We start from the raw sequence: 26,700 nt of genomic DNA on the forward strand, positions 1-26,700 counted from the left end.
CTTGAATCTTAAAATTGAAACAAATGGTAAACGCTCCGGGGAAGGCTAGGGATAGTCCTTAGCTCTCGGCGGGCTCGGGCGGGGGCGTGTAGAGGGGAAAAGCGACGCGGATGCGGGTGCCGGGCAGGTCGGAGTGTTCGGTGGGATGGTCGCTGATCACGACGCTGGCCTGATGCTTTTGCGTGATCTCGCGCACGATGGCCAGGCCCAGGCCGCTGCCGTCGGAGGACGTGCCCAGCACGCGGTAGAAGCGGTCGAACACGCGCTCGCGCTCTTCGGGCGCAATGCCCGGTCCCGAGTCCTCGACCTCCAGGAGCCCCTCGCCGTCCGCCTGCAGCACGCGCACGGTGATATGCCCGCCGCGAGGGGTGTAGCGCAGCGCGTTGTCCACCAGGTTGTTCAGCAGTTCGGCCAGCAGCAGCGGGTTGCCGTTGATTTCGACGGGCGTGTCCGACCCCTCGAAACCGAGATCCGTGTTCAGCGACAGGGCCAGCGGCACCCAGTGCATCGTCTGCTCGTAGGCGATGGCGTTGATGTCGGTGCGGGTCATGCCGATGGCGCTGGGATTTTCGGCGCGTGCCAGCAGCAGCAGCTGATTGACGAGCCGGGTCGCCCGTTCCGAGCCGGTGACCAGTTGCCGCAGGCTGGACTGCATTTCCTCGGGACTGGCGTCGCGCAGCGCCAGTTCCGCCTGCGTGCGCAGTCCCGCGAGCGGGGTCTTCAATTGATGCGCGGCGTCGGCCACGAACCGGCGCTGCGCCTGCACGTTGGCGGACAGCCGGTCCAGCAGGTCGTTCATGGCCGCGACCAGCGGCGCGATCTCGGAGGGCGCGGCGCGCTCGTCGATCGGCGAAAGATCGTCGGGGCGGCGGGCGCGCAGGCGCTGCTGCAGCGCATTCAACGGCGCCACGCCGCGCGACAGCCCGAACCAGACGAGCAGCACGGCGATCGGAAGCACCACGAACTGCGGGATGATGACGCCCTTGATGATGTCGTTGGCCAATTGCGTGCGCTTCTCGACGGTCTCGGCCACGATGAGCAGCGCCGGCTGCGTGCCCGGCAGATGCAGGTCGACCCAGGTGAACGCCAGCCGGATGCCAAAGCCGCGCAACGTGTCGTCCTCGTATTGGACCTCGCCGGGGCGGGGCTGTCCCACAGTGGTGGGCAGCGGCAGCGCGCGGTCGCCGCCCAGGTATTCGCCCCGGCTGCCCAGCGCCAGCCAGAACACGCTATCCGTCTCGTCGGCGCGCAGCACGTCGCGCGCGGCGTCGGTCATCTTCAGCACCGCGCGGCCGTCCTGCGCGTGGACCTGGCGCGTCAAGACGTGCAGGTTGTTGGCCAGCGCGCGGTCGTACGGCACGTTGGCGATGTTCTGCGCGACCACATAGGTGATCGCGACGCTCATGGGCCACAGCAGGAACAGCGGCGCCAGCATCCAGTCCAGGATTTCGCCCAGCAGCGAACGTTGGGGCGGCGCAAAGCTCGGGCCCTTGGACCCGGCTTGCATGATATCCAGGGCTTCCTGGTTGAGCGGCTCTGGTGAGGGCTCAGCTTGCGAGGTACGCCGCACCCTGGTCCCGCTCAAGACAGTAGCCCAGGCCGCGCACGGTGACGATCTTCACGCCGCTGGGCTCGAGCTTTTTGCGCAGGCGATGCACGTAGACCTCGATGGCGTTGGTGCTGACCTCCTCGCCCCATTCGCACAGATGGTCGACCAGTTGGGTCTTGCTGACCATGCGTCCGCTGCGCGTCAGCAGGATTTCGAGCAGGCTGACCTCGCGGGCCGACAGGTCCAGCGTCTGGTCGTCCACGATGGCGACACGGCCGGTCTGGTCAAAGAGCAGCTTGCCGTGCTTGATCATCGTGCCGCCGCCGCCCGCGCCACGCCGCGTCAGCGCGCGCACGCGGGCTTCGAGTTCGGACAGCGCGAAGGGCTTGGCCATGTAGTCGTCCGCGCCCAGGTCCAGGCCCTTGACGCGCTGCTCGATGCTGTCGGCGGCGGTCAGGATGAGGACGGGCAGGGCGGAGTTGCGGGCACGCAGGCGGCGCAGCACTTCCAGGCCGGCCAGTTGCGGCAGCCCGAGATCGAGGATGAGCAGGTCGAAGGCCTGGGCGGCCAGCGCGGAATCGGCGGCAAGCCCGTCGCGCACGGCATCCACTGCATAGCCGTTGTGGCGCAACGAGCGGGACAGGCCATCGGCCAGGATGCTGTCGTCTTCGGCGATCAGGATACGCATGGGCTGCTGCTAGGAAGATACACGCCGGCCCGGGGGACGGAGAAAGGCGAAAATACCGGGATCGCTCCGGATTCTGTCATACGGCGCCGGGCTTGCCACTCAGGGTATACGTGCAAAAGACTGGCACACTGGTTTTTTGTACAGTACAATCCGATGCCATAATCTGATCCGTAGCTCAAGGCTCCACGTCAGGCCGTAGGACAGGCATCAAATCCGGCAAGCTCAGACCCGGCCAGCTCAGACCCGCAGTTTTTCCGACTTCCAGATACGTTACAGACAGGACTCCTCATGGACGACAAAACCACCAAGGCCGCCGCTTCGGAAAAGGCCAAGGCGCTCGCCGCAGCGCTTTCGCAGATCGAAAAGCAGTTCGGCAAGGGCTCGATCATGCGCTACGGCGACAACGAGGTCTCGCACGACATCCAGGTGGTTTCCACGGGTTCGCTCGGTCTGGATATCGCGCTGGGCGTCGGCGGCTTGCCGCGCGGCCGTGTCGTCGAAATCTACGGTCCGGAATCGTCGGGCAAGACCACCCTCACGCTGCAGGTCGTCGCCGAAATGCAAAAGCTGGGCGGCACCTGCGCCTTCGTCGACGCGGAACACGCACTGGATGTCCAGTACGCGTCCAAGCTGGGCGTCAACCTGGCCGACCTCTTGATCTCGCAGCCGGACACGGGCGAGCAGGCGCTGGAAATCACCGACGCGCTGGTGCGCTCGGGTTCGGTCGACCTGATCGTCGTCGACTCGGTGGCCGCGCTGGTGCCCAAGGCCGAAATCGAAGGCGAAATGGGCGATTCGCTGCCCGGCCTGCAGGCCCGCCTGATGAGCCAGGCGCTGCGCAAGCTGACCGCCACCATCAAGAAGACCAACTGCATGGTCATCTTCATCAACCAGATCCGGATGAAGATCGGCGTCATGTTCGGCAACCCTGAAACCACCACCGGCGGCAACGCGCTCAAGTTCTACGCGTCCGTGCGCCTGGATATCCGCCGCATCGGTTCCATCAAGAAGGGCGACGAGGTCGTCGGCAACGAAACCCGCGTCAAGGTCGTCAAGAACAAGGTTGCGCCGCCGTTCAAGCAGGCCGAGTTCGACATCATGTATGGCGCCGGCATCTCGCGCGAAGGCGAAATCATCGACCTGGGCGTGGCCGCCAACGTCGTCGACAAGTCGGGCGCCTGGTACAGCTACAACGGCAACCGCATCGGCCAGGGCAAGGACAACGTGCGCGAATACCTGAAAGAGCACAAGGACATGGCCATCGAAATCGAAAACCGCGTCCGCGAAAACCAGGGCATCGTCAGCCGCGCCGCTGAATTCGTGCCCACGGCGGAAGACACGGCCGAATAATCCCGGGCATTCGACAGGGCTCGCCGCAGTTCAGGCAAGTCCCATCGCCGGCCCGGCTGGGCTGGGAAACTGCGGCAGGCGCCAAGATGGGCCTGCCGTTTTGTTTAGCAAGCAGGAAAGCGCATGAGCTGGAAATCGACTCCCGCGTCCGCCGAGCGCCAACGCGCCCGGTTGGATGACGAATTCGAAACGGTCGCCAAGCCGCAAGGCTTGCGGCGCACGTCCGATGCGCGGGTGGTCCGCGAAGCTGCAGCGTCCGACGATTCGGCAGATGGCGCCGAATCCTCCGGCCTGTGGCAGCGCAGTTCCGAGCAGCGCACTTCCGATCGCCGCGGCGCCGCGCGCGGCCGGCGTGCCGACACCGCCGCCAGCGCCGACGAGGCGTCAACGTCCGACGGCAAGCAGGCGCGCAAGGGGCCGTCACTGAAGATGCGGGCAGTGGGGTATCTGTCGCGGCGCGAGCACGCGCGCGAAGAACTGGCGCGCAAGCTGGCTGCTTATGCCGAAGATGCGGCCGAGGTCGAATCCGTACTGGACGCGCTTGAGAAAGAGGGCTGGCTGTCCACCGAACGCTTTGCCCAAAGCCTGGTTCATCGGCGCGCCTCGCGGCAGGGCGCGGCGCGCATCGTGCAGGAATTACGCCAGCATGGCGTGGACGACAACCAGGTCGCGGAACTGCGCGAACAGCTTCGCGCCACCGAATACGACCGGGCGCTTGAGGTCTGGAAAAAGCGCTTCAGCGCCAAGCCCGAAGATCGCGCGGTCTACGCAAAGCAGGCGCGCTTTTTGGCCAGCCGGGGTTTCGCGCACGACGTCATCCGGCGCATCCTCGGCGAGGGCGACGAAGACTGACGCCCGGCCAGCCGGCGTGGTTTCCCGCAGGCATCTACCCACCCGGCGCCGCTGTGGCCGTCGTTGTTCCTTACGTTTTCACTTCGGTCGTCACTTCGCCGACTTGATGCCCGACAGCGTCTTGAAGCAGACGTCGCGGGTAATGGTCAGAAACTCGTCGATATACGAGGCGTCCGTGTCCTCGCTGCGCACGGTTGCATACAGCGTGCGCCACACGCCTTGCGGGCCCAGGCGGCAAAGCCGCAGCCATCCCTGATTCATGTATTCCGTCAGGGCCCAGTTCGGCAGGGCCGCCACGCCCCGATTGCTGGCCACCAGTTGCGCAATGATCGGCGTGAGTTCCGCCTTGCGGACCGCGGCGGGCTCCACGTCGGCCGGGTCCAGAAAGGCCGTGAAGACATCCAGCCGCTGCTTGTCTACGGGGTAAGTGATCAGGGTCTGGTCTGCCAACTGCTCTGGCAGGATGAATTTGCTGCCCGCCAACGGGTTGGATTCGGACACGGCCAGCACCAGCTCATATTTGAATAGCGGCAGGTACTCCACCGCGTCCAGCGGCTGCGGGTCTGACGTGATGACCAGGTCCAGGTCGCCGCGCACCAGCGCGGGCAGGGGGGCGAACGAGAACGCCGCGGACAGGTCCAGCGCCACATCCGGCCATTGCACGCGGAAGGCGTCCAGCGCCGGCATCAGCCATTGAAAACAGGAATGACAGTCGATCGCCAGGTGCAGCCGACCTGTGCGCCCGGCCGCCAGCCGTTGCAGGTCGCGTTCCGTGGCGCGGATGCGCGGCAGGACCTCATCGGCCAGCGCCAGCACCCGCAGCCCAGCCGTGGTCAGCCGGGCCGGCCGTGTGCGCCGGTTCAGCAGAGGCGTGCCCAGGCGGGTTTCGAGATCCCGCAGCTGATGCGACAGCGCGGATTGCGTCAGGTGCAGGCGTTCTGCGGCTTCCTGAAGGCTGCCGCCATCCCGGATGGCGGTCAGAGTTTCGAGGTGGCGGATTTCTAGCATTGAGGGCGGCTGAGCGGGTCGGGATCCGGGGGCGGCGTAAGGACGCCAAACCCCGGCGGGTTGGCATGGCTAGCCATTCTATGAGGTTTCCTCATCTTATGAATGCGTACATTGATTTTGATTCATTTTGATTTGGCCTCAGAATGATCGCCACTTGAACAAATTTTGTGGATGGCGGCTAGAACATGACTACGATTCATAATTTGGGTTTCCCCCGCATCGGCGCCCAGCGTGAACTCAAGCGGGCGGTCGAGGCCTATTGGGCCGGCAAGCAGACCGCCGACGCCCTGGAAGACACGGGCCGTGAACTGCGCGCCCGCCACTGGCGCCTTCAGGCTGCGGCCGGCCTGAAGTTCGTGCCGGTGGGCGACTTCGCCTGGTACGACCAGATCCTGGAATGGACAACCCTGTTGGGCGCGGTGCCGGCGCGCTTCGGCCAGAAGGACAGCGAGCCGGTGTCCTTGGACACGCTCTTTCGCATGGGCCGCGGCCGCGCGCCGTCGGGCAAGCCCGCCGCTGCCTGCGAAATGACCAAGTGGTTCGACACCAACTACCACTACATCGTCCCGGAACTGGTGCCCGGCCAGACCTTCCGCATTGCCCGCGAAAGCCTGTTCGACCAGATCAGGGAGGCCCAGGCGCTGGGTCTTGAGGTCAAGCCGGTCATTCCCGGCCCGCTGACCTGGCTGTTCCTGGGCAAGGGCGACGCCTTTGCCGGCGGCGCCGCCGATGCCGGGAAACTCCAGCTTCTGGCTGCGCTGCTGCCGGTCTATGAAGAGGTGCTGGCGCGGTTTGCCAAGCTGGGCGTCGAGTGGGTGCAGATCGATGAGCCCATCCTGGCGCTCGATCTGCCGCAAGCCTGGCGCGATGCCTTCAAGCAGGCTTATGCCACGTTGTCCGCCAGTGCGGTTAAAGTGCTGGTCGCCACCTACTTCGACGGTCTGAAGGACAACCTCTCGACGGCGCAGGCCCTGCCGGTGGCCGGCCTGCACGTGGACCTGGTGCGTGCCCCCGAACAATTGGCCGACGTGGTGGCGGGCCTGAACGACGGGCAGGTCTTGTCCGCCGGCATCATCAACGGCCGCAACATCTGGCGCACCGATCTCGACGCCGCCATTGCCGCGCTCGCCCCGCTTGCGCGCCATCTTGGCGACCGACTGTGGTTGGCGCCGTCGTGCTCGCTGCTGCACGTGCCCGTCGACCTGGAAAACGAAACCGAACTGGACGCCGAACTCAAGAGCTGGCTTTCCTTTGCCGCCCAGAAGCTCGACGAGCTGAGCCTGCTTGGCCGCGCGCTGAGCAGCGCCACGGACCCCACGGTGCAGCAGGGGCTGGCCAGCCAACGCGCGGCGCTGGCCGCGCGCCGCGCCTCGGTGCGCATCCACAACCCGGCCGTGGCCGAGCGCATGGCCGCAGCAAAGGGCATGTCGCGCGACCGGGCGCCGTTTGCAGGCCGCATCGCGCGCCAGCAGGAGCAGCTGGGGCTGCCCGCCTATCCCACCACCACGATCGGCTCGTTCCCGCAGACGGCCGAGATCCGCGCGTTGCGCCGCGACTGGAAGGCGGGCGCCCTGACGGATTCCGCGTACGAAGCGGCCATCCGCAAGGAGATCGAAGAAGTCATCCGCTTCCAGGAAAAGGTGGGCCTGGACGTCCTGGTGCACGGCGAGCCCGAGCGCAACGACATGGTCGAGTACTTCGGGGAGCTGCTGGCCGGCTTTGCCTTCACGAAAAACGGCTGGGTGCAAAGCTATGGATCGCGCTGCGTGAAGCCGCCGATCATTTTCGGCGACGTCGCCCGTCCCGCGCCCATGACGGTAGGCTGGTCGTCCTACGCCCAGTCGCTGACCGACAAGCCGGTCAAGGGCATGCTGACCGGTCCGGTCACCATCCTGCAGTGGTCGTTCGTGCGCGACGACCAGCCGCGCGAAGCCACCTGCCGCCAGCTGGCGCTGGCGCTGCGCGACGAAGTCGTGGACCTGGAAGCGGCCGGGATCAACGTCATCCAGATCGATGAGCCGGCCATCCGCGAAGGCCTGCCGCTGCGCCGCGCCGATTGGCAGGCATACCTGGACTGGGCCGTGGACTGCTTCCGCCTGTCGACCGCCGGCGTACGCGAGGAGACGCAGATCCACACGCATATGTGCTATTCGGAATTCAACGACATCATCGAATCGATTGCCGCCATGGACGCCGATGTGATCACGATCGAAACGTCGCGTTCCAATATGGAGCTGCTCAAGGCGTTCGAGGACTTCCGGTACCCGAACGACATCGGCCCGGGCGTGTACGACATCCACTCGCCCAACGTGCCCGAGGTCGGCTGGATGGTTGACCTGATGAACAAGGCCGCCGCCCGCCTGCCCAAGGAACGCCTGTGGGTCAATCCCGATTGCGGCCTGAAGACGCGCGCCTGGCCGGAAACGGAGGCCGCGCTGATCGGCATGGTCCAGGCGGCGCGCGCGCTGCGCGAGGCGGCCTGACGGCCGATGGCGTTCCCGGCGCACGCGCGCCGGGCCTCCTGCATTTCCAACCCGGCCGCGCGCCACGCGCACGCCGGGTTTTTGCCTGCTGCAGACGCCATTACCAGCCCCACGCCGAGCCGCGCGGCGAAACCGGCAGGGGCCGCGTGGAAGGAGGGAAGTCACGGCGGCGCGGTCAGCGGACCGGACAGCGGGGCATCCGCCGCCCAATTAATACGATTGCGCGAATGCCGCCTGCGCTATACTTTGAAGGTTTTGTTGCCGCGCACCATACGCGCAGGCCATCTTTGCCCCGCAGGCCCCCTCGCATGCCCTTGCCACCGCCGGATTGTCCTCGCCAACCGCTGCATACGCGTTCCATACGTGTGCAGTCGTACGCGCGCGATGACGGCAACTGGGACCTGGAAGCCGAGCTGATCGACGTGAAAGCGTACGATTTTCCGAAGCGCGACGGCGAGATGTTCAAGGCCGGGCAGCCCATCCACCATATGCACCTGCGCATCACCATCGACGAGGAATTCTCGATCGTGGCGGCTCAGGCCGTCTATGATGCGGCGCCTTATGGCGAGCATTGCAAGGCCATCGAGCCGGCGTACACTGACCTGATCGGCATGAACCTGCTCAAGGGGTTCCGCCGCCAGGTCAAAGAGCGGTTCGGGCATGTGGAGGGCTGTACGCACATGACCGAACTGTCGCAGGTGCTTCCCACCGCGGCGGTCCAGACCATGGCCAACCGCCGGCGGCAGGAACCCAACCCGAACCGGCGTCCATTCCAACTGGACGGCTGCCATGCGCTCAGCACTGGCGGCCCTGTGGTGGCTGAGCATTATCCCGAGTGGTACACCGGGGGTAGCGCTGAGGCATCGGCCGAGTCGTCCTCCGATTCACCTTCTTTTTCTCATACGTCCTGACAGGTAACACATGAAAATCCACGAGTATCAAGGCAAGGAACTGCTGAAGCAATTTGGCGTCCCCGTGCCGCGCGGGATCCCCGCTCTTTCCGTCGACGAGGCCGTGGCTGCCGCTGAAAAGCTGGGTGGACCGGTTTGGGTCGTCAAGGCACAAATCCACGCGGGTGGCCGCGGCAAGGGCGGCGGCGTCAAGCTGGCCCGCTCGCTGGACGACGTCCGCAAGCTGGCATCCGAAATCCTGGGCATGCAGCTGATCACGCATCAGACCGGCCCCGAAGGCCAGAAGGTCCGCCGCCTGTACATCGAAGACGGCGCCGACATCCAGAAGGAATACTACGTTTCGCTGGTCACCGACCGCGCCACGCAGAATGTCGCTTTCATCGCTTCCAGCGAAGGCGGCATGGACATCGAGGAAGTGGCTCACTCCACGCCCGAAAAGATCATCACCGAATACATCGACCCGCTGGTTGGCCTTTCCGCCGAGCAAGCCACCAAGATCGCCAACGCGATCGGCCTGCCCGCCGACTCGACCGCCCAGGCCGTTGACGTGTTCCAGAAGCTCTACAAGTGCTACATGGACACCGACGCCTCCCTGGTCGAAATCAACCCCCTGAACCGCGACAGCAAGGGCAACATCATCGCCCTGGACGCCAAGTTCAACTTCGACTCCAACGCCCTGTTCCGTCATCCGGAAATCGTCGCCTACCGCGACCTGGACGAAGAAGATCCCGCTGAAATCGAAGCCAGCAAGTTCGACCTCGCGTACATCCAGCTCGACGGCAACATCGGCTGCCTGGTGAACGGCGCCGGTCTGGCCATGGCCACGATGGACACCATCAAGCTGTTCGGCGGCGAGCCGGCCAACTTCCTGGACGTCGGCGGCGGCGCCACGGCCGAGAAGGTCACGGAAGCCTTCAAGATCATGCTGGCCAACAAGAGCGTCAAGGCCATCCTGGTCAACATCTTCGGCGGCATCATGCGCTGCGACGTGATCGCCGAAGGCGTCATCACCGCTTGCAAGGCCGTCAACCTGAACGTGCCGCTGGTCGTGCGCATGAAGGGCACCAACGAAGAACTCGGCAAGAAGATGCTGGCCGACTCCGGCCTGCCGATCATCAGCGCCGACACGATGGCCGAAGCTGCCACCCGCGTCGTAGCCGCCGTCAAGTAAAGCAAAAATCAAGGATTCACAATGTCGATTCTGATCAACAAGGACACCAAGGTCATCACCCAGGGCATCACGGGCAAGACGGGCCAGTTCCACACCCGCATGTGCCGTGAGTACGCCAATGGCAAGGCCGCCTTCGTGGCCGGCGTGAACCCCAAGAAGGCGGGCGAGGACTTCGAAGGCGTGCCGATCTTCGCGTCGGTCAAGGACGCCAAGGCCGACACCGGCGCCACCGTCTCGGTCATCTACGTGCCGCCCGCCGGCGCCGCTGCCGCCATCTGGGAAGCCGTCGAAGCCGAACTGGATCTGGTGATCTGCATTACCGAAGGCATCCCGGTCCGCGACATGCTCGAAGTCAAGAACCGCATGAAGGCCAAGGGCAGCAAGACGCTGCTGCTGGGCCCGAACTGCCCCGGCCTGATCACCCCGGACGAAATCAAGATCGGCATCATGCCCGGTCACATCCACCGCAAGGGCCGCATCGGCATCGTCAGCCGTTCGGGCACCCTGACGTACGAAGCCGTGGCGCAAGTCACCGAACTGGGCCTGGGCCAATCCAGCGCTGTCGGTATCGGTGGCGACCCCATCAACGGCCTGAAGCACGTCGACGTGCTCAAGCTGTTCAATGACGATCCCGACACCGACGCCGTCATCATGATCGGCGAAATCGGCGGTCCGGACGAAGTCAACGCCGCGCAGTGGGCCAAGGACAACATGAAGAAGCCGGTCGTCGGCTTCATCGCTGGCGTCACCGCCCCTCCCGGAAAGCGCATGGGCCACGCCGGCGCGCTGATCTCCGGCGGCGCCGACACGGCCGATGCCAAGCTGGAAGTCATGGAAGCCTGCGGCATCCGCACCACGCGCAACCCCTCCGAAATGGGCAAGCTGCTCAAGTCGGTGCTGTAAGTCTCAGCAACGCGCGATAAAAGCCCGCTTCGGCGGGCTTTTTTTTGGCCGGGTTTTTTGAGGCTATCTTAGGGAAATCCCGCGTCCAGGAAGCGGCCGGGTGAATCATACGGAAAGCTGAACGAAACTATAATGAAAGAAATTTTGCGCGTACCAGCAAGAATGCCGTCGGGCTCGCACCAAGACGGTCAGTACGTTTTTTGCGTTCAATTCACCCATTAATTTGGTTTTGTCCTAGGGGGATCACACCTAGGAAAGAGAGGCATGGAACTCAGTTCAGCGGCATTCTGGATCGCGTTGCTCCAGATCATTTGGGTCAACATTCTGCTATCGGGCGACAACGCCGTGGTTATTGCGCTGGCAGCGCGCTCGTTGCCTCCGGCACAACAGAAAAAAGCGATCGTGGTCGGTTCGGCCGCTGCGATCATCATGCGTATCGTACTGACGCTCGTCGCGGCCAAGCTGTTGTTGCTGCCGTGGCTCAAGCTGATCGGCGCGCTGCTCCTGGTCTACATCGGCGTCACCTTGCTGCTGCCCGAAGGCGAAGAAGACGGTGCCGGCAAGTCGCATGGCAACCTGTTGACCGCCATCCGTACCATCATGATCGCCGACCTGGTCATGAGCCTGGACAACGTGGTGGCCGTCGCCGCCGCTGCGATGGGCGACACGACGTTGCTGGTGCTCGGCCTGGCCATCAGTATTCCGCTGGTCATCTTTGGCAGCACGCTGCTCTTGAAGGTCATCGAACGCTTCCCGCTCATCGTCTGGGTTGGGGCGGCGCTGTTGGGTTTCATCGCAGGCGAGCTGCTGGTGGGCGACCCGGCGTTGCAAGAGCCGGTGGCGCGTATCGATGCCGCATTGGGCGTCACTCAGCACAGCTTCGCACTGATGTCGGGCGCGCTGGGCGCGGTGCTGGTGCTGCTGATTGGTAAAGTTTTGCTTGCGCGTCGGAAAGCTGACTGAAAGCTGAACTACAATAATATGTTTTTCTAAATAAACCTGCCGCGCGAAGGCGCGCGGCAGGGCGGCCGGGCCGGGACCGGCCATTCTTTTCATAAATGCCTTCGGGGGTTCAAAGTGCTTGAGTTTTTTCAGACGCTGAGTTGGGCAGCGGTATTTCAGATCATCCTTATCGACATCCTGCTCGGCGGCGACAATGCTGTCGTGATCGCGCTGGCTTGTCGCAACCTGGCGCCCAAGCAACGGATGCAAGGCATTTTGTGGGGCACCGCAGGGGCAATCATTCTGCGCGTCGTGCTGATCGCCTTCGCAATGCAGCTTCTGAACATCCCGTTCCTGAAGGTCGTGGGCGCGCTGCTGCTCGTCTGGATCGGCGTCAAGCTTCTGGTTCCCGAAGACGATGCGCATGGCGACATCAAGGGCGGCACATCCATCGTCGCCGCGATCAAGACCATCATCATTGCTGACTTCGTGATGAGCCTGGACAACGTGATCGCCATCGCCGGCGCCGCGCAGAATGCGCATGCCGACCATCAGCTGGGCCTGGTCATTTTTGGCCTGGTCGTCAGTGTGCCGATCATCATCTGGGGCAGCACGCTGGTGCTCAAGCTCATCGACCGCTATCCGCTGGTCGTCACCTTCGGCGCGGGCCTGCTGGGCTGGATCGCTGGCGGCATGCTGGTCACCGACGTTATTGTCGAGCGTCAATTTGGCGTTCAGCCGACTACGGTTAAAATCGCCGCTGAAATCATTGGCGCCTTGCTCGTTGTTGTCCTTGGACGGTGGCTTGCAAGCCGCAAGAACGCTTCCAAGGAATCAGCACATGAGTCTGCGTAGATCCACCGATCCCCAGCAATCCGAATCGGGCCTGAGCCTTCTTCAGGGTCTGTTCGTGCTGGCCATCCTCGGGGTAGTCGCGACGATCATCGTCTCCAACTTCGTTTGATGGCGTCACGTGTCTCTACCGCAACGTCTGGTCATTGCGACCCGCGCCAGCCGGCTTGCCCTGTGGCAAGCCGAGCATGTGCGCGATCGGCTGCGCACGCTGTACCCAGCGTGCGCAGTTGAACTTCTTACCCTGACAACCCGAGGCGACCAGATCCTCGACCGCACGCTGTCCAAGGTGGGCGGCAAGGGTCTGTTCGTCAAGGAACTCGAAAACGCGCTGCTCGACGGCCGTGCCGATCTCGCCGTCCACTCCCTCAAGGACGTGCCGGTGGATCTGCAGGCGCCGTTTGAGCTTTGCGCCGTCCTCGATCGCGCGGATCCGCGCGATGCCTTCGTGTCCAACCGATATGCCTCGCTGGCGGACCTGCCCGCGGGCGCCGTGGTCGGCACGTCCAGCCTGCGCCGCGAGTCCCAGATCCGTTCCCGGTTTCCCGCCCTGGTGGTCAAGCCCCTGCGCGGCAATCTGGATACGCGCCTCTCCAAGCTCGACAAGGGCGACTACGACGCGATCGTGCTGGCTGCCGCCGGCCTGGACCGTCTTGGCATGGGCGAGCGCATCCGCAGCCTGCTCGACCCCGCCGACAGCCTGCCGGCGGCCGGGCAGGGCGCCCTCGGCATCGAAATCCGCGACGACCGCGACGACATGCGCGCGTGGCTTGCACCGCTGGTCAGTGCAGACACGACCGCCTGCGTGCTCGCCGAGCGCGCGGTGTCGCGCAAGCTGGGCGGTTCCTGCCAGGTGCCCCTGGCCGCCTTTGCCCAGCTCGCCGGCGACACGCTGTCGCTGCGCGCGCTGGTGGCCTCGCCCGACGGCACCCGTGTCGTTCATGCCACGCACAGCGGTCCCATGACCGAAGCCGAAGCCATCGGCGAAGCGGCCGCCTCCGAACTCCTGGAGGCGGGTGCAGAGACGATTCTTCGCGAACTGCTGCAAAACCCCGGGTCCGACTGATGGACCCGGCGTTTGCAGCCGCCGACGGGCCGCGCATCGCCATCCTGACGCGGCCCGCAGGGCGCAACGAAGCGCTGGCCGGCCGCCTGCAGGGCGCCGGTTGGCAATCGTGCATCCTGCCTGCACTTGAAATCCACCCCCTGCCAGTCGCCGCCGAAGACCTGCCGCGGCCGTCGGCCTACGACCTCGTCGTGTTCGTCAGCGGCAATGCCGCGCGCCAATACCTGGATCAGCTCGCGCGCGCCGATGGCGCCGCGGACTGGCCTGCGGGCGTCGCGGTCGCCACGGTTGGGCCCGCCAGTGCCCAGGCGCTGCGCGAGACCGGCCGTTTTGGCGCGAATACAACAGTTCTGCATCCGGACGAATCGGCGCCCAGTCACGATTCCGAGGCGCTTTGGCGCGTGCTTGCTGCCCAGCCTCAGTTGCCCGCGCGCGTGCTGGTGGTGCGGGGCACGCAGGGGCGGGACTGGCTCGGCGATACGCTCGAGGCACATGGTGCGCACGTGACGCGCCATGCGGCCTACCGCCGGCAACCGGCTGGCTGGACCGCGGAACAGCTTGCCACCCTCAGGCGATGGGCCGATGCAGGCGTCACCGCCACCTGGCTGGTCACCAGCGGAGAGGGCGTCGACGCCATTTATGGTCAGCTCAGCGCCGCGGGTCTGACCGGGTGGTGGCAGCGCTGCCGCTTCGTCGCCACGCATCCTTCGCTGGTGGGCCGCCTGCCGCAGCCTCGCATTGGCGCGTCCGAGCCGGCGATGGTAAAAATCTGCGTGCCCAACGACGAGTCGATTTTCCAGGCTTTTGTTGCTGCTTGATTCGTTGGTTCGGACTGACACCGAATACAATCGCGTCATGACAGATAAGACTCCCGCTACCGATCCGGCCGTTCATCCGGCCGCCCCGGACGCAAGCGCGTCCGCATCGGCCCCGGCCGACTCCGTCAAGGCCCGTCCGGCCAAGCGCGGCAGTGGTCCGTTGGCCACCGCGCTGATAATCGTCATCCTGTTGGCCGTGGGCCTGGGATATGCGTTGTGGAAGCAACGCACCCAGTTCGTCTCCGCGGGCCGCGAAGTGGCAACGCGCCTGGATACGCTCAGCGCCGATGTGGCGCAAGCCCGCAAGGACACCCGCGAAGCGCTTGCCCTCGCACAGGCGCAGACCGGCCGCGTCGCCGAGCTCGAAGACACATTGCGCGAAACGCAAAGCCAATACAACGCCCTGCAACAGGCCTGGCAGAACTTCAACGACAGCGCCAGCGACGAACTGCTGGCCAATGACGTCGAACGCCTGCTGACCATCGCCAATCAGCAATTGCGCCTGGCCGGCAACGTCTCCAACGCCATCGTCGCCCTGGAAACCGCGCAATCGCGCCTGGCGCGTGCCGACCGCCCGCGGTTCTCCAGCCTACAGCAATCCATCAATGGCGACCTGGACCGCCTGCGCGCCGTGTCCACCGTCGACATCCCCGCGCAATCGGGCCGCATCGAACGCCTGGTCGCGCTGATCGGCAAGGCGCCGCTGCTGGTGCCGGACACCGTGTCGCCGGGCGTGTCCCCGGTCGGTCAAGCCCAGCCGCCCGCGCCGGCCCCCACGATCGATCCGCAGGCCGGCCTGCCCGCCGATGCGCCCTGGTGGCAGCGCTGGCGCGCCGAAGTGGCCTCGTGGCCTGGCCGCGCGGGCTCCGCGCTGGCTCACGAACTTGGCGGTCTCATCACCATCCAGCGCGTGGACGAACCGGCCGCGCTGCTGTTGTCGCCCGAACAGGCCGATCAGGTGCGCGGCACGCTGCGCCAGCGCCTGTTGACCGCGCAGCTCGCGATGCTGATGCGCCAGCCCTCGGTCTGGAAGAGCGAGCTCGACAATGTCGGCACCACGCTTTCCAAGTATTTCGATGGCCGCTCGCCTGACACCGTCGCCGCGCAGACGCTTGCGCGCGAACTGGCCCAGACCGACATCGCCGTGCGCATGCCGGATGTGGCGGACAGCCTGAACGCCGTGGCGGCCCTGCGCGCCGCCGGCTTCAAGACCAGCGACCAGGACTGAACCCATGCGTACCTGGTTCTGGACCCTGCTGCTCGCCGTCGTCGCCGTCGCCCTGGCGGTGGTCCTGCGCTCGCACGCGGGCAACGTGCTGCTTCTGGTGTGGCCGTGGCGCATCGAGATGTCGCTGACGCTCGCCGTCCTGCTCATCGTCGCCACCTTCATCATCCTGTACGTGGGCCTGCGGCTTCTGGCCTGGCTGCTCGCCATTCCCGATCGCGTCAGGGCCTGGCGCGGCAAGCGCGCGCAGGCTCGCGACCACGAATTGCTCGAACGCGGCTGGATTGGCCTGCTTGAAGGCCGCTACGCCCACGCCGAAAAAGACCTGACCAAGCTTCTGGACCAGACCAAGGTCCGCACGCGGCGCGTGCTGGCAGCCCTGTCGGCTGCACGTGCCGCGCATGGCCTGGGCGAATTCGACCGGCGCGATCGTCTGCTGGCCAACGCGCAAGAGCAGGCCGGCACCGAGCCCGGCCTCATTGAAGCCACCGCCACCGTCTCGGCCGACATGCTGCTCGATCAGGGCCGCGCTGAACGCGCACTGACCGTGCTGGGTCCGCTGGCCGACGGCGGCGCCCGTCATTTGCACACCATGCGCCTGCTGCTGCGGGCGCACACGGCTCTAAATCATCAGGAACAGGTTTTCACGCTGGCGCGCGGACTGTCGCGCCGCAATGCGCTGGGCCGCCCTGAAGCCGACGTCCTGATCGATGCCGCGGGCGCCGCGCGCTTGCGTGCCGCCGCGGCCAACGATGCCTGGCGCCCCATCTGGAAAGACCTCAAGGCCGAAGAGCGCCTGCTCCCGGAAATCGCCCTGGCGGGCGCCGCGGCATTCGAAGCCGCCGGCGAGCCCAACGAAGCGGCGCGCGTCCTGGAATCGGCCATCGCGGTCAAGTTCAATCCCGCCCTGGTGGCGGCCTACGCCCGCTGCGAAGCCGACCAGGTGTCGCGGCGCCTGGCCAAGGCCGAGACTTGGCTGCATCAACGCCCGACCGATCCCGACCTTCTGACCGCCCTGGGCATGCTGTGCCTGAATGGCCAGCTCTGGGGACAGGCCGAACGCTACCTCTTGCGCAGCCTGGCCCGCCGCAGCGATGCGCAGACGCACGCGCTGCTGGGCAGTCTGTACGATCGTCTGGACCGGCCGGTCGATGCCGTGCGCCACTGGCGCCTGGCCACCGCCGCCAGCATGGCGTTGCCGGTGCTGGCCTCGGATGCGGCGCTTCCCGCCGCGGACACCGGCTCGGACCCGTATCGCGTGGATGCCGAAGGCGGCTATGCCGTCGGCCTGTCGGACACGGACAGCGATGCGGACACCGGTGGCGATTACCCGGCCTTGCCGCCGGCTGCCGCATCGGCGTCGGACTACGTACTGGATCCGGATGCCCGCGCCAGCAAGGCGCAGCAAGACCGCGCCCTGGCGCCCGAAGACGCGCCGCTGGCTCGCGGAACGTCCGACATCGACGAATACTTCGACAGCGCGCCCATTCCTGCTGCGGCGTTCGACGAGCCCGTGCCCACGTATGCGCCGGCCCCTGCCGCGCCGGCCCCCAAGCCTGCGCCGCCCGCGGCGCCCGTGCCCACCACCAGGCCGCCGTTCAAGGACGACGGCTCGATTTGAATATCCTTTCAGACAAACAAGGTTGAACCATGAGTCTTGATCGCGTCTCCCCTGGCAAGAAGCTGCCGGAAGACTTCAACGTCATCATCGAAATCCCCATGAACGCCGACCCGGTGAAGTACGAGGTCGACAAGGATTCCGGTGCAATCTTCGTTGACCGCTTCATGCTGACGGCCATGCACTATCCGTGCAACTACGGCTACATCCCCCAGACCCTGTCCGAAGACGGCGACCCCGCCGACGTCCTGGTCCTGACCCCGTTCCCCATCCAGATCGGCGCCGTCGTGCGCTGCCGCGCCATCGGCGTGCTGGAAATGGACGACGAGTCGGGCGGCGACGCCAAGCTGCTGGCCGTGCCGATCGAAAAGCTGTATCCCCCGTACCGCAACATCAAGTCCTACGAGGATCTGCCCGCGGAAGACATCTCCCGCATCCAGCATTTCTTCGAGCATTACAAGGACCTGGAAAAGGGCAAGTGGGTCAAGGTCAAGGGCTGGAAGGGCGTGGACGCCGCTCACGAGGAAATCGTGCGCAGCGCCGAGCGCTACACCAAGGGCTGATCGGGCTACACGCCAGCCGGCATCTTGCCGGCCGGCGCCTACCGGCGGCGCGGCCGCGACGGCCCGTGGCCTGTCGCCGCCGCGCCGTTGTCTTGCAGGCGCCCGTTCCGTGCGGTCCTCGCATTGGCCGCAGAAAGGGCTACACTCGCGAGTGATTTTTCAAACGCCCGGCCGCCCAACAACAACAACGCCCCATCGCGGGGGCACAGGGCATGCCAAGCGCGCGCGGCGTCGGGGTAATATTTTTCCCGGATATTCCGGTCACGTATTTGTCATAGGTTGATAGCTCATGGACTACGTTTTGCCTCCCCAGCCGCCCGTCGCGGTCCCCGTTGCCGGCAGCGCCGCGCTGTTCCCCGTGCGCCGCGTCTATTGCGTCGGCCGCAATTACGCCGAACATGCCAAGGAAATGGGTTTCACGGGCCGTGAAGATCCGTTCTTCTTCTGCAAGCCCGCTGACGCGGTGCTGTTCGTGGCCGACGGCGAAACCGGCAAGATGCCTTATCCGCCCAAGACTTCCAATCTGCACTACGAGATGGAGCTGGTCGTGGTGCTGGGCAAGGGCGGCCGCGACATCCCCGTCGACCAGGCCAACGAATGCGTGTGGGGCTATGCGCTGGGTCTGGACATGACCCGCCGCGACCTGCAAGGCGAAATGAAGAAGCAGGGCCGCCCCTGGGAAATCGGCAAGGCCTTCGATCAGTCGGCGCCGCTGGGCCCCATCCACCCGCGCAGCGTGGTCGGCACGCTCGACAAAGGCGCCATCTGGCTGGACGTCAATGGCGAGCGCAAGCAATCCAGCGACATTTCGCAGATGCTGTGGAATATTCCGGAAAGCATTTCGTATCTGTCGGGCCTGTTTGAACTGCAGCCCGGCGACATCATCTTCACCGGTACGCCCGAGGGCGTGGGCGCCGTGCGCCAAGGTGACGTGATCACTGGCGGCGTCGAAGGCCTGGGCGAACTGCGCGTGCAGATCGCCTGAGCGCAGGCGCTTTCATTTTTTCATTTTGGAGTCACAGCATGCGCGGCAAGATTGTGCTGACTGCCTTTGTCGTGTTCGGCTTCGTGCTGGCCGGTTGCAATACCGTCGCCGGCATGGGCAAGGACATGTCCCGGGCAGGCAATGCCATCACCAACGCAGCCGACAAATAATCGGCGCGCGGTAGTGAAAAAAGCCCCTTGAGCGATCAAGGGGCTTTTTGTTTGCCGTTGCTAGAACCAGCCTAGAGCACGTCGCCCGCGTAGTCGGCCAGGCGGGAGCGCTCGCCGCGCTGCAGCGTGACGTGGCCCGAGTGCGGCCAGCCCTTGAAGCGGTCGACCACAAAGGTCAGGCCCGAACTGCCTTCCGTCAGGTAGGGCGTGTCGATCTGCGCGATGTTGCCCAGGCAGATCACCTTGGTGCCGGGGCCCGCCCGGGTCACCAGCGTCTTCATCTGCTTGGGCGTCAGGTTTTGCGCCTCGTCGATGATGAGGTACTTGTTCAGGAAGGTGCGGCCACGCATGAAGTTCAGGGATTTGACCTTGATGCGTGAGCGGATGAGGTCCATGGTGGCCGCGCGGCCCCAGTCCCCGTTGCCTTCGCCTTCGCCCATGTTCAGCACGTCGAGGTTGTCTTCCAGCGCGCCCATCCAGGGCAGCATCTTTTCCTCTTCGGTGCCGGGCAGGAAACCAATGTCTTCACCGACGGGCACCGTGACGCGCGTCATGATGATCTCGGTGTAGCGCTTGGTTTCCAGCACCTGCGTGATGCCCGCCGCCAGCGCCAGCAGCGTTTTGCCCGTGCCGGCCTGGCCCAGCAGCGACACGAAATCGCATTCCGGGTTCATCAGCAGGTTCATGGCGAAATTCTGCTCGCGATTGCGCGCGGTGATGCCCCAGACGTTGTTCTTGCCGTGGGTGTAGTCGCGCAGGGTGGCCAGCACCGCCATCTTGCCGCTGACTTCGCGCACTTGCGCGTACAGCGGCATCTGGCCTTCGAAGTAGACGAACTGATTGACCACGAATTGCGAGCACAGCGGGCCGTGGATGCGGTAGAAGGTGGTGCCGCCCTGTTGCCAGGATTCGACGTCCTTGCCGTGCTTGTTCCAGAAGTCTTCGGGCAACTGCATCACGCCCGAATACATCAGGTCGGAGTCTTCGAGGACATGGTCGTTGAAGTAGTCTTCGGCGGCCATGCCCAGCGCGCGCGCCTTCAGGCGCATGTTGATGTCCTTGGACACCAGCACGACCTCGCGCTGCGGGTATTTTTCCTGCAGGGCGCGCACCACGCCCAGGATCTGGTTGTCGGCCTTGCCCATCGGCAAGTCCGAGGGCAGGGTGCTGTGGATGGCCGTGGTCTGGAACATCAGGCGGCCCGTGGCATCCTTGTTGCCCAGCTTGGCCAGCTCAAGGCCTTCGTCCAGGTGCGTGGCGTCCTGCACCAGCGAATCGAGCGACCGGCTGACCTGGCGCGCGTTGCGCGCGACTTCCGACATGCCCTTTTTCTGGTGGTCCAGTTCTTCCAGCGTCATCATCGGCAGGAAGATGTCGTGCTCTTCGAAGCGGAAGAGCGAACTGGGATCATGCAGCAGCACGTTCGTGTCCAGCACGAACAGCTTGCGAGGTTCATTCTGGGCGCGCGCCTTGCCGCGCTTGGCGGGGGCGGGCGCAGCCTTGGCCTGCTGGCGCGCCTGGGCGCGAGCGGCCGGCGCGGCGGGGGGCGGCGCCTGGTGAGCGGGCGACGGCGTGTGGGCCTTGCGCGCCGGCGCCGCCAGGCCTTCAAGTTCTGGCTGTACCAGCAGTTCGTCCTCGTCTTCGGCGAGGGCTACCTGGGTGTTGGACCGCGCAGCGGCAGTCTTGGTGGTGCGGGCCTGCGCCCGGGCGGATTCGCCCGAGGGGAAGGTCAGGATGGCTGCGGGGCGGGTAGGCAACTTCGGAAGCGGCATATGCGTCACTCTCCTGTTTGGGCCGGCTATAGCGCCTGACGGGTTTCCTGTGCGGCTAACCGATGCTTTTGGCGGCTTGCAGGACTTCCTTGGCGTGGCCCGGGACCTTCACCCCGCGCCACTCCTGCACCAGCACGCCATAGGCGTCGATCAAGAAGGTGCTGCGTTCGATGCCGCGCACCTGCTTTCCATACATGTTCTTCTGCTTGATGACGCCGAACAGATTGCAGACGGTTTCGTCGGCGTCGGAGATGAGAGGGAAAGGAAGCTCGTACTTGGCCTTGAAATTCTCGTGCGACTTCAGCGAGTCGCGCGAGATGCCGATCACGATTGCGCTGGCCGACAGGAAGTCGGCGTGCAGATCGCGGAAATCCTGGCTTTCGGTGGTGCAGCCGGGCGTGTTGTCCTTGGGGTAGAAATACAGGATCACGGCCCGCCCCTGGCATTGCTCGAGGCTGATGGGGCCGATCGTGCTTTCGGCGGTGAACAACGGGGCGGGTTTGCCTATGCTCGGCGTCATTAATTCGTGGCTCCGTGGGGAGGGATGAGGGCGACGACCACGCGCCGGCCTTCAGCCATCAGGATGTTGTAGGTGCGCGAGGCAGCGTGGGTGTCCATGATTTCGACGCCGATGCCGATCGCCAAAAGGGGACGCAGCACGTCGGGACGCAGGAACTGTTGCTTGCCGCCGGTGCCCACCAGCAGGACTTCGGGGGCGTTGGCCGGGCGGCTGGGCGCGGCTTCCGGGGCATCCAGAAAATCCAGGGGATTGCGGGCGGGCTCGGACAATCCAGCTGCCAGGAGCAAGAGGGAGGAGGTGATGTCGGCCGTCGACTCAACAGGCCAGATGGTCACTTCGCCTTCGGGGCCGAAAGCGACCGAAGAGGAAAAACGTACCTGGTTGACCTCGATGTAGCCATCGCCATAGGCGGTGACAGTGTTTAGAGCGGCCGTCGCAGGATCGGTATGCAGCTTCAATAAAAACTCCGGCTTTACGTGCTTGATAATAGCGCATCGGACACGCCGCATGTTGCAACGTATCCACGGGGAAAAAGGGGCTTTTTTGCCCCATTTGCCGCCAAGGCGTCGTTGCGCTAGATTACAGGGTTTTGCTGCGCTGCAATCGTGAGCTGGCGCGGCTCAGAGCCCCTTTCCCCTTCGCGCGACCGCGCCCTGGTCTTTTTGCCTTTTCGCCCCTAAGGATTCCCATCATGAGGAAGTTCTCTCGCATCGAGCGTTTGCCCCCGTACGTTTTCAACATTACCGGCGAGCTCAAGATGGCGGCGCGTCGGCGTGGCGAAGACATCATCGACATGTCGATGGGCAATCCGGATGGGGCGACGCCCAAGCACATCGTCGACAAGATGGTGGAGGCGACCACGCGTCCCACCACCCATGGCTATTCGGTGTCCAAGGGCATCCCGCGCCTGCGCAAGGCGATCTGCGACTGGTACCAGCGCCGCTACGCGGTCGAGTTCGATCCGGACTCCGAGGCCATCGTCACCATCGGGTCCAAGGAAGGCCTGGCGCACCTGATGCTGGCCACGCTGGACCGCGGCGACACCGTGCTGGTGCCCAATCCCAGCTACCCGATCCACATCTACGGCGCCGTCATCGCGGGCGCCAACATCCGTTCCGTGCGCATGACGCCGGGCGTCGACTTCTTCGAGGAACTGGAACGCGCAGTGCGCGAATCCATCCCGAAACCCAAGATGATGGTGCTGGGCTTTCCCAGCAACCCGACCGCGCAGTGCGTGGACCTGTCGTTCTTCGAGCGCGTGGTGGCGCTTGCCAAGGAACACGACATCCTCGTCGTGCATGACCTGGCGTATGCCGACATCACGTTCGACGGTTATGTGGCGCCGTCCATCATGCAGGTGCCCGGCGCGCGCGACGTTGCCGTCGAGTTCTTCACGATGAGCAAGAGCTACAACATGGCCGGCTGGCGCATCGGCTACATGGTCGGCAACCGCGAGCTGGTCAACGCGCTGGCTCGCATCAAGAGCTATCACGACTACGGCACGTTCACGCCGATCCAGGTGGCGTCCATCGCCGCGCTGGACGGCCCGCAGGACTGCGTGAGCGAAATCGTGGCGCAATACCAGAGCCGCCGCGACGTGCTCGTGCGCGGCCTGCATGAAGCAGGTTGGAATGTGGAGATTCCCAAGGCGTCCATGTACATCTGGGCGCAGATCCCCGAACCCTACCGGGCGATGGGCTCTTTGGAATTTGCCAAGCGTGTCCTGTCGGATGCGAAAGTGGCCGTGTCCCCCGGGATCGGCTTCGGCGAGTATGGCGACGAATACGTGCGCTTCGCGCTTATCGAAAACGAGCAGCGCACGCGTCAAGCGGTGCGCGGCATCAAAGATATGTTCCGCAAGGACGGATTGCTGAAGTGATGGGTGCCCACCCCCGCAGCGCTGCGCGCTTCCCCCTCTGAGGGGGCATGCCTGCGGACCGGCGGAGCCGGATCCGCGGCATCGCGATCGGGTGGCAACAGCTTCATGCACAGGATTATGGAGAAGTGAAATGAATTCCCCTCAACGCCCGCCCGCAGAGGGCGGCGCGATGAAACCCATGAAGGTGGGTCTGCTTGGTCTTGGCGTGGTTGGCGGCGGCACGTGGACCGTGTTGTCTCGCAACGCCGAGGAAATCGCCCGCCGCGCTGGCCGCCGCATTGAAGTCACCCGCGCCGCCGTGCGCGACGTGGAAAAGGCGCGTGCCCGCGTGGGCGACTCCATTCTGGTCGACACCGATGTGCACGCGCTGGTGCGCGATCCCGACATCGACATCGTCGTGGAACTGATCGGCGGCGACACGCTGGCGCGCGAGCTGGTGCTCGAAGCCATCGCCAACGGCAAGCATGTGGTCACGGCCAACAAGGCCTTGCTGGCCAAGCATGGCAACGAGATCTTCGCCGCCGCGTCCGAACGCGGCGTGATGGTGAACTTCGAGGCCGCCGTCGCGGGCGGCATCCCCATCATCAAGGCGATCCGCGAAGGCCTGACCGCCAACCGCATCCAGTGGGTGGCCGGCATCATCAACGGCACCACCAATTTCATCCTGTCCGAAATGCGCTCGCGCGGGCTGCCGTTTGCCGACGTGCTGGCGGAAGCGCAGCGCCTGGGCTACGCCGAAGCCGACCCCACGTTCGACGTGGAAGGCGTGGACGCTGCGCACAAGCTGACGCTGCTGGCCTCGCTGGCATTCGGGGTGCCGGTGCAATTCGACCGCGCCCACATCGAAGGCATTTCGCAACTGGCCGCCGAAGACATCGAACACGCCGAGCGCCTGGGCTATCGCATCAAGCTGCTGGGCATCACCAAGCGCCGCCCCGATGGCATCGAGCTGCGCGTGCATCCGGCGCTGGTGCCGTCCGAACGCCTGCTGGCCAATGTCGAAGGCGCGATGAACGCGGTGCTGGTCAAGGGCGACGCCGTCGGCCCGACGCTGTACTACGGGCAGGGCGCGGGCGAAGAGCCCACCGCCTCGGCCGTGGTGGCCGACCTGGTCGACGTGACGCGCCTGCACACCGCCGATCCGGGCAACCGCGTGCCGCACCTGGCCTTCCAGCCGGATGCCATGTCGGACACACCGATCCTGCCGATCGAACAGGTCAGCACGTCGTACTACCTGCGTCTGCGCGTGGACGATCAGCCCGGCGTGCTGGCGGACATCGCCCGCATCCTGGCCGACCGCGGCATTTCCATCGGTTCGATGATCCAGCAGCCGTCGCACATCGGCGGCGCCGACATCATCTTCCTCACGCACGAAGCCGTCGAAGGCAACGTCAATCAGGCCATCGAGCGCATCGAGTCGCTGCCGTTCGTGCGGTCCAAGGTGACGCGCCTGCGCGTGGAGAACCTGACGTGATCGGGGGCGCCCGGTGCATCGTGGAGCAATTGACATGAAATACATCTCTACGCGCGGCGGCATGGCCCCGCTCGAATTCTCCGACATTCTGCTCGAAGGCCTGGCGCCCGACGGCGGGCTGGCGGTGCCGCAGACGCTGCCGCAGGTTTCCGCGGAAACGCTGGAATCGTGGCGCGGCCTGTCGTATGCCGATCTGGCCTTCGAAGTGCTGTCGTTGTTTGCCACGGACATCCCCTCGGACGACCTGCGCCGTCTGACCCGTGCCGCCTACACGCCGCAGATCTTCAACAGCGAGGACATCGTTCCGCTGCGTCCGCTCGATGGCGGGCTGTCGCTGCTGGGCCTGTCCGAAGGTCCCACGCTGGCGTTCAAGGACATGGCCATGCAGTTCCTGGGCCAGGTATTTGAGTACGTGCTCTCCAAGCGCGGCACCACGCTGAACATCGTGGGCGCCACCTCCGGCGACACGGGCTCGGCCGCTGAATACGCGCTGCGCGGCAAGAAGGGCGTGGCGGTGTTCATGCTGTCGCCCCACGGCCGCATGAGCGCCTTCCAGCGCGCGCAGATGTACTCGCTGCAAGACGAGAACATCCACAACATCGCCGTGCGCGGGGTCTTCGACGAAGCCCAGGACATCGTCAAGGCGCTGGCCGGCGATCTGGCCTTCAAGACGAAGTACCGTCTGGGCGCCGTCAATTCGATCAACTGGGCCCGTATCGCCGCCCAGGTTGTCTACTACTTCCATGGCTGGCTGCGCGCCACCGAGCGCGCGGGACAAGAAGTGTCGTTCGCCGTGCCGTCGGGCAATTTCGGCAACATCCTGTCGGGCCACATTGCCCGCAGCATGGGCCTGCCCATCCGCCGCCTCGTGCTTGCAACGAACGAGAACAACGTGCTGGAGGAGTTCTTCCGCACGGGCGTGTACCGTCCTCGCGCGGCCGCGCAGACGTACGCCACGTCCAGCCCCTCGATGGACATTTCGCGCGCGTCGAACTTCGAGCGCTTCGTGTTCGACCTGACGGGCCGCGATACCGACCGCGTGAAGGAATTGTGGACGACGATGGCACGCGACGGCGCGTTCGACCTGTCGGACATGAAGGACCAGTTCGAGTCGCGTTATGGCTTCGTGTCGGGCGCCAGCTCGCATACGGATCGCCTGGCCACGATCCGCTCCGTTTACGACGCCACCGGCGTGCTGGTCGACCCGCACACCGCCGACGGCGTGAAGGTCGCGCGCGAATTCGTCGAGCCGGGCGTTCCCATGCTCGTGCTGGAAACCGCGCTGCCGGCCAAGTTCTCCGAGACCATCGAGGAAGCGCTTGGCCGTCCGGCCACGCCGCCGGGCAACCTCGCAGACCTGGAATCGCTGCCGCAACGCGTCGAAGTCATGGACTGCAGCGAAGCCGCCGTGCGCCGTTTCATCGAGACACACGCCAAGGTGTAAGCGCGATTGCCGCTTGTGTACGGTTGCAACCCCTCCCAGGCACGTCCTGCGAGGGGTTTTTCATTATTGGGGTCGGGGACGATTACGTTCTTATGCATTTTGCCGACAACCCGACACGATTTCGGGGAGCGATTCGGATAGAGTGACATCACCCATTCAACACTCGGAGAACACAACCATGAAGCTGAAGACCATGACGTTGGCCCTGGTGATGACCGGCGTTGGTGTGCTGGCCGGATGCTCGTCGCCCTCGGTTATTCACCAACGCGACGGATCTTCGACCGTAGCGCCCGACGAGCCCGATTACGACAAGAAGTCGGGCATGTATGAGTACGAACAGAACGGCAAGAAAATGCAGATCAACAAGGACGATGTGAAGTCCATCGAAGAGGTCAAGTAACGCAACCCCTGCTTGCCTGTACCCTTAAAAAAAGCCCCCGGCCATGACGGCCGGGGG

26 protein-coding genes are annotated in these 26,700 nt (G+C 65.0%); 20 read left to right on the forward strand and 6 right to left on the reverse strand.

Annotated features, from left to right (window positions below):
• Positions 1–58: 58 nt before the first annotated feature.
• Together H4P35_RS07675 and H4P35_RS07680 are read right to left on the reverse strand one after the other, a co-directional pair.
• Positions 59–1,435: a sensor histidine kinase gene (locus tag H4P35_RS07675; protein WP_152385439.1), complete on the reverse strand. Its 1,377-nt coding sequence runs from the start codon at positions 1,433–1,435 to the stop codon at positions 59–61.
• Between the two features lie 112 nt (positions 1,436–1,547).
• Positions 1,548–2,237: a response regulator transcription factor gene (locus tag H4P35_RS07680; RefSeq protein WP_056322537.1), complete on the reverse strand. Its 690-nt coding sequence runs from the start codon at positions 2,235–2,237 to the stop codon at positions 1,548–1,550.
• 288 nt (positions 2,238–2,525) lie between these two features.
• Here H4P35_RS07680 and recA point away from each other — a divergent pair, with 288 nt between their 5' ends.
• Complete coding sequence (gene recA, locus H4P35_RS07685; RefSeq protein WP_056322539.1) at positions 2,526–3,587, forward strand: recombinase RecA; 1,062 nt, start codon at positions 2,526–2,528, stop codon at positions 3,585–3,587.
• Between the two features lie 123 nt (positions 3,588–3,710).
• Positions 3,711–4,439, forward strand: coding sequence for a recombination regulator RecX (gene recX, locus H4P35_RS07690; protein WP_226848557.1), 729 nt, complete (start codon positions 3,711–3,713; stop codon positions 4,437–4,439).
• 90 nt (positions 4,440–4,529) lie between these two features.
• Here the strand turns inward: recX and H4P35_RS07695 are convergent, their stop codons facing one another.
• Positions 4,530–5,447: a LysR family transcriptional regulator gene (locus H4P35_RS07695; protein ID WP_056322542.1), complete on the reverse strand. Its 918-nt coding sequence runs from the start codon at positions 5,445–5,447 to the stop codon at positions 4,530–4,532.
• A gap of 185 nt (positions 5,448–5,632) precedes the next feature.
• Between H4P35_RS07695 and metE the strand changes: the two genes are divergently transcribed.
• The 14 genes from metE to H4P35_RS07760 all read left to right on the forward strand — a co-directional run bounded on the left by metE (position 5,633) and on the right by H4P35_RS07760 (position 19,154).
• Positions 5,633–7,930 (forward strand): 5-methyltetrahydropteroyltriglutamate--homocysteine S-methyltransferase, encoded by a 2,298-nt coding sequence (metE, locus tag H4P35_RS07700; RefSeq protein WP_226848558.1) that lies wholly within the window; start codon positions 5,633–5,635, stop codon positions 7,928–7,930.
• Between the two features lie 308 nt (positions 7,931–8,238).
• Positions 8,239–8,841 carry a DUF2889 domain-containing protein gene (locus H4P35_RS07705; RefSeq protein ID WP_056322544.1) on the forward strand — a complete coding sequence of 201 codons (603 nt, stop codon included), beginning with the start codon at positions 8,239–8,241 and terminating at the stop codon, positions 8,839–8,841.
• Positions 8,842–8,851: 10 nt separating this feature from the next.
• On the forward strand, positions 8,852–10,012 hold the full coding sequence (gene sucC, locus H4P35_RS07710) for an ADP-forming succinate--CoA ligase subunit beta (protein ID WP_056322547.1): 1,161 nt from the start codon (positions 8,852–8,854) through the stop codon (positions 10,010–10,012).
• A gap of 21 nt (positions 10,013–10,033) precedes the next feature.
• On the forward strand, positions 10,034–10,915 hold the full coding sequence (gene sucD / locus H4P35_RS07715; protein WP_056322550.1) for a succinate--CoA ligase subunit alpha: 882 nt from the start codon (positions 10,034–10,036) through the stop codon (positions 10,913–10,915).
• A 264-nt stretch (positions 10,916–11,179) separates the two neighbouring features.
• Positions 11,180–11,878 (forward strand): TerC family protein, encoded by a 699-nt coding sequence (locus H4P35_RS07720; protein WP_056322553.1) that lies wholly within the window; start codon positions 11,180–11,182, stop codon positions 11,876–11,878.
• 114 nt (positions 11,879–11,992) lie between these two features.
• Positions 11,993–12,712 (forward strand): TerC family protein, encoded by a 720-nt coding sequence (locus tag H4P35_RS07725; protein WP_056322555.1) that lies wholly within the window; start codon positions 11,993–11,995, stop codon positions 12,710–12,712.
• Entirely contained in the window at positions 12,699–12,821 is a 123-nt protein-coding gene (locus H4P35_RS27165) for a hypothetical protein (RefSeq protein ID WP_255357201.1), read from the forward strand. The genes H4P35_RS07725 and H4P35_RS27165 overlap by 14 nt, the downstream gene beginning before the upstream one ends.
• Before the next feature lie 9 nt (positions 12,822–12,830).
• On the forward strand, positions 12,831–13,775 hold the full coding sequence (gene hemC, locus H4P35_RS07730; RefSeq protein ID WP_056322558.1) for a hydroxymethylbilane synthase: 945 nt from the start codon (positions 12,831–12,833) through the stop codon (positions 13,773–13,775).
• Positions 13,775–14,593, forward strand: a complete 819-nt coding sequence (locus H4P35_RS07735) for a uroporphyrinogen-III synthase (protein WP_226848559.1) — start codon at positions 13,775–13,777, stop codon at positions 14,591–14,593. Before hemC ends, H4P35_RS07735 begins: the two co-directional genes overlap by 1 nt.
• 37 nt (positions 14,594–14,630) lie before the next feature.
• Complete coding sequence (locus H4P35_RS07740) at positions 14,631–15,821, forward strand: uroporphyrinogen-III C-methyltransferase (protein WP_062838497.1); 1,191 nt, start codon at positions 14,631–14,633, stop codon at positions 15,819–15,821.
• 4 nt (positions 15,822–15,825) lie between these two features.
• Positions 15,826–17,439, forward strand: a complete 1,614-nt coding sequence (locus H4P35_RS07745) for a heme biosynthesis HemY N-terminal domain-containing protein (protein ID WP_226848560.1) — start codon at positions 15,826–15,828, stop codon at positions 17,437–17,439.
• A 29-nt stretch (positions 17,440–17,468) separates the two neighbouring features.
• The gene (gene ppa, locus H4P35_RS07750; RefSeq protein ID WP_056322566.1) at positions 17,469–17,999 is read left to right on the forward strand and encodes an inorganic diphosphatase; all 531 of its coding nucleotides are present in this window, start codon (positions 17,469–17,471) and stop codon (positions 17,997–17,999) included.
• Between the two features lie 289 nt (positions 18,000–18,288).
• Positions 18,289–18,984: a fumarylacetoacetate hydrolase family protein gene (locus tag H4P35_RS07755; protein WP_128827800.1), complete on the forward strand. Its 696-nt coding sequence runs from the start codon at positions 18,289–18,291 to the stop codon at positions 18,982–18,984.
• 38 nt (positions 18,985–19,022) lie between these two features.
• Complete coding sequence (locus H4P35_RS07760) at positions 19,023–19,154, forward strand: entericidin A/B family lipoprotein (RefSeq protein ID WP_008164311.1); 132 nt, start codon at positions 19,023–19,025, stop codon at positions 19,152–19,154.
• Between the two features lie 71 nt (positions 19,155–19,225).
• Here the strand turns inward: H4P35_RS07760 and H4P35_RS07765 are convergent, their stop codons facing one another.
• Genes H4P35_RS07765 through H4P35_RS07775 form a run of 3 tightly spaced genes read right to left on the reverse strand, consistent with a single transcriptional unit; the run spans position 19,226 to position 21,904 of the window.
• Positions 19,226–20,926 carry a PhoH family protein gene (locus H4P35_RS07765; protein WP_226848561.1) on the reverse strand — a complete coding sequence of 567 codons (1,701 nt, stop codon included), beginning with the start codon at positions 20,924–20,926 and terminating at the stop codon, positions 19,226–19,228.
• 55 nt (positions 20,927–20,981) lie between these two features.
• Positions 20,982–21,446 (reverse strand): peroxiredoxin, encoded by a 465-nt coding sequence (locus tag H4P35_RS07770; protein ID WP_062838474.1) that lies wholly within the window; start codon positions 21,444–21,446, stop codon positions 20,982–20,984.
• Positions 21,446–21,904 carry an Mth938-like domain-containing protein gene (locus H4P35_RS07775; protein ID WP_226848562.1) on the reverse strand — a complete coding sequence of 153 codons (459 nt, stop codon included), beginning with the start codon at positions 21,902–21,904 and terminating at the stop codon, positions 21,446–21,448. Before H4P35_RS07775 ends, H4P35_RS07770 begins: the two co-directional genes overlap by 1 nt.
• A 233-nt stretch (positions 21,905–22,137) precedes the next feature.
• Between H4P35_RS07775 and alaC the strand changes: the two genes are divergently transcribed.
• The 4 genes from alaC (at position 22,138) to H4P35_RS07795 (ending at position 26,643) form a co-directional block, all read left to right on the forward strand.
• On the forward strand, positions 22,138–23,325 hold the full coding sequence (gene alaC, locus H4P35_RS07780; RefSeq protein ID WP_056322579.1) for an alanine transaminase: 1,188 nt from the start codon (positions 22,138–22,140) through the stop codon (positions 23,323–23,325).
• 169 nt (positions 23,326–23,494) lie between these two features.
• Positions 23,495–24,799, forward strand: a complete 1,305-nt coding sequence (locus H4P35_RS07785) for a homoserine dehydrogenase (protein WP_056322581.1) — start codon at positions 23,495–23,497, stop codon at positions 24,797–24,799.
• A gap of 34 nt (positions 24,800–24,833) precedes the next feature.
• Complete coding sequence (gene thrC / locus H4P35_RS07790; protein ID WP_128827802.1) at positions 24,834–26,243, forward strand: threonine synthase; 1,410 nt, start codon at positions 24,834–24,836, stop codon at positions 26,241–26,243.
• A 178-nt stretch (positions 26,244–26,421) separates the two neighbouring features.
• A complete protein-coding gene (locus H4P35_RS07795; RefSeq protein WP_056322589.1) occupies positions 26,422–26,643 on the forward strand; it encodes a YgdI/YgdR family lipoprotein in 222 nt (73 codons plus the stop codon).
• Positions 26,644–26,700 lie beyond the last annotated feature (57 nt).

The sequence above is a fragment of the Achromobacter sp. 77 genome, assembly GCF_020541125.1.
Classification (GTDB): Bacteria; Pseudomonadota; Gammaproteobacteria; order Burkholderiales; family Burkholderiaceae_B; genus Achromobacter; species Achromobacter mucicolens.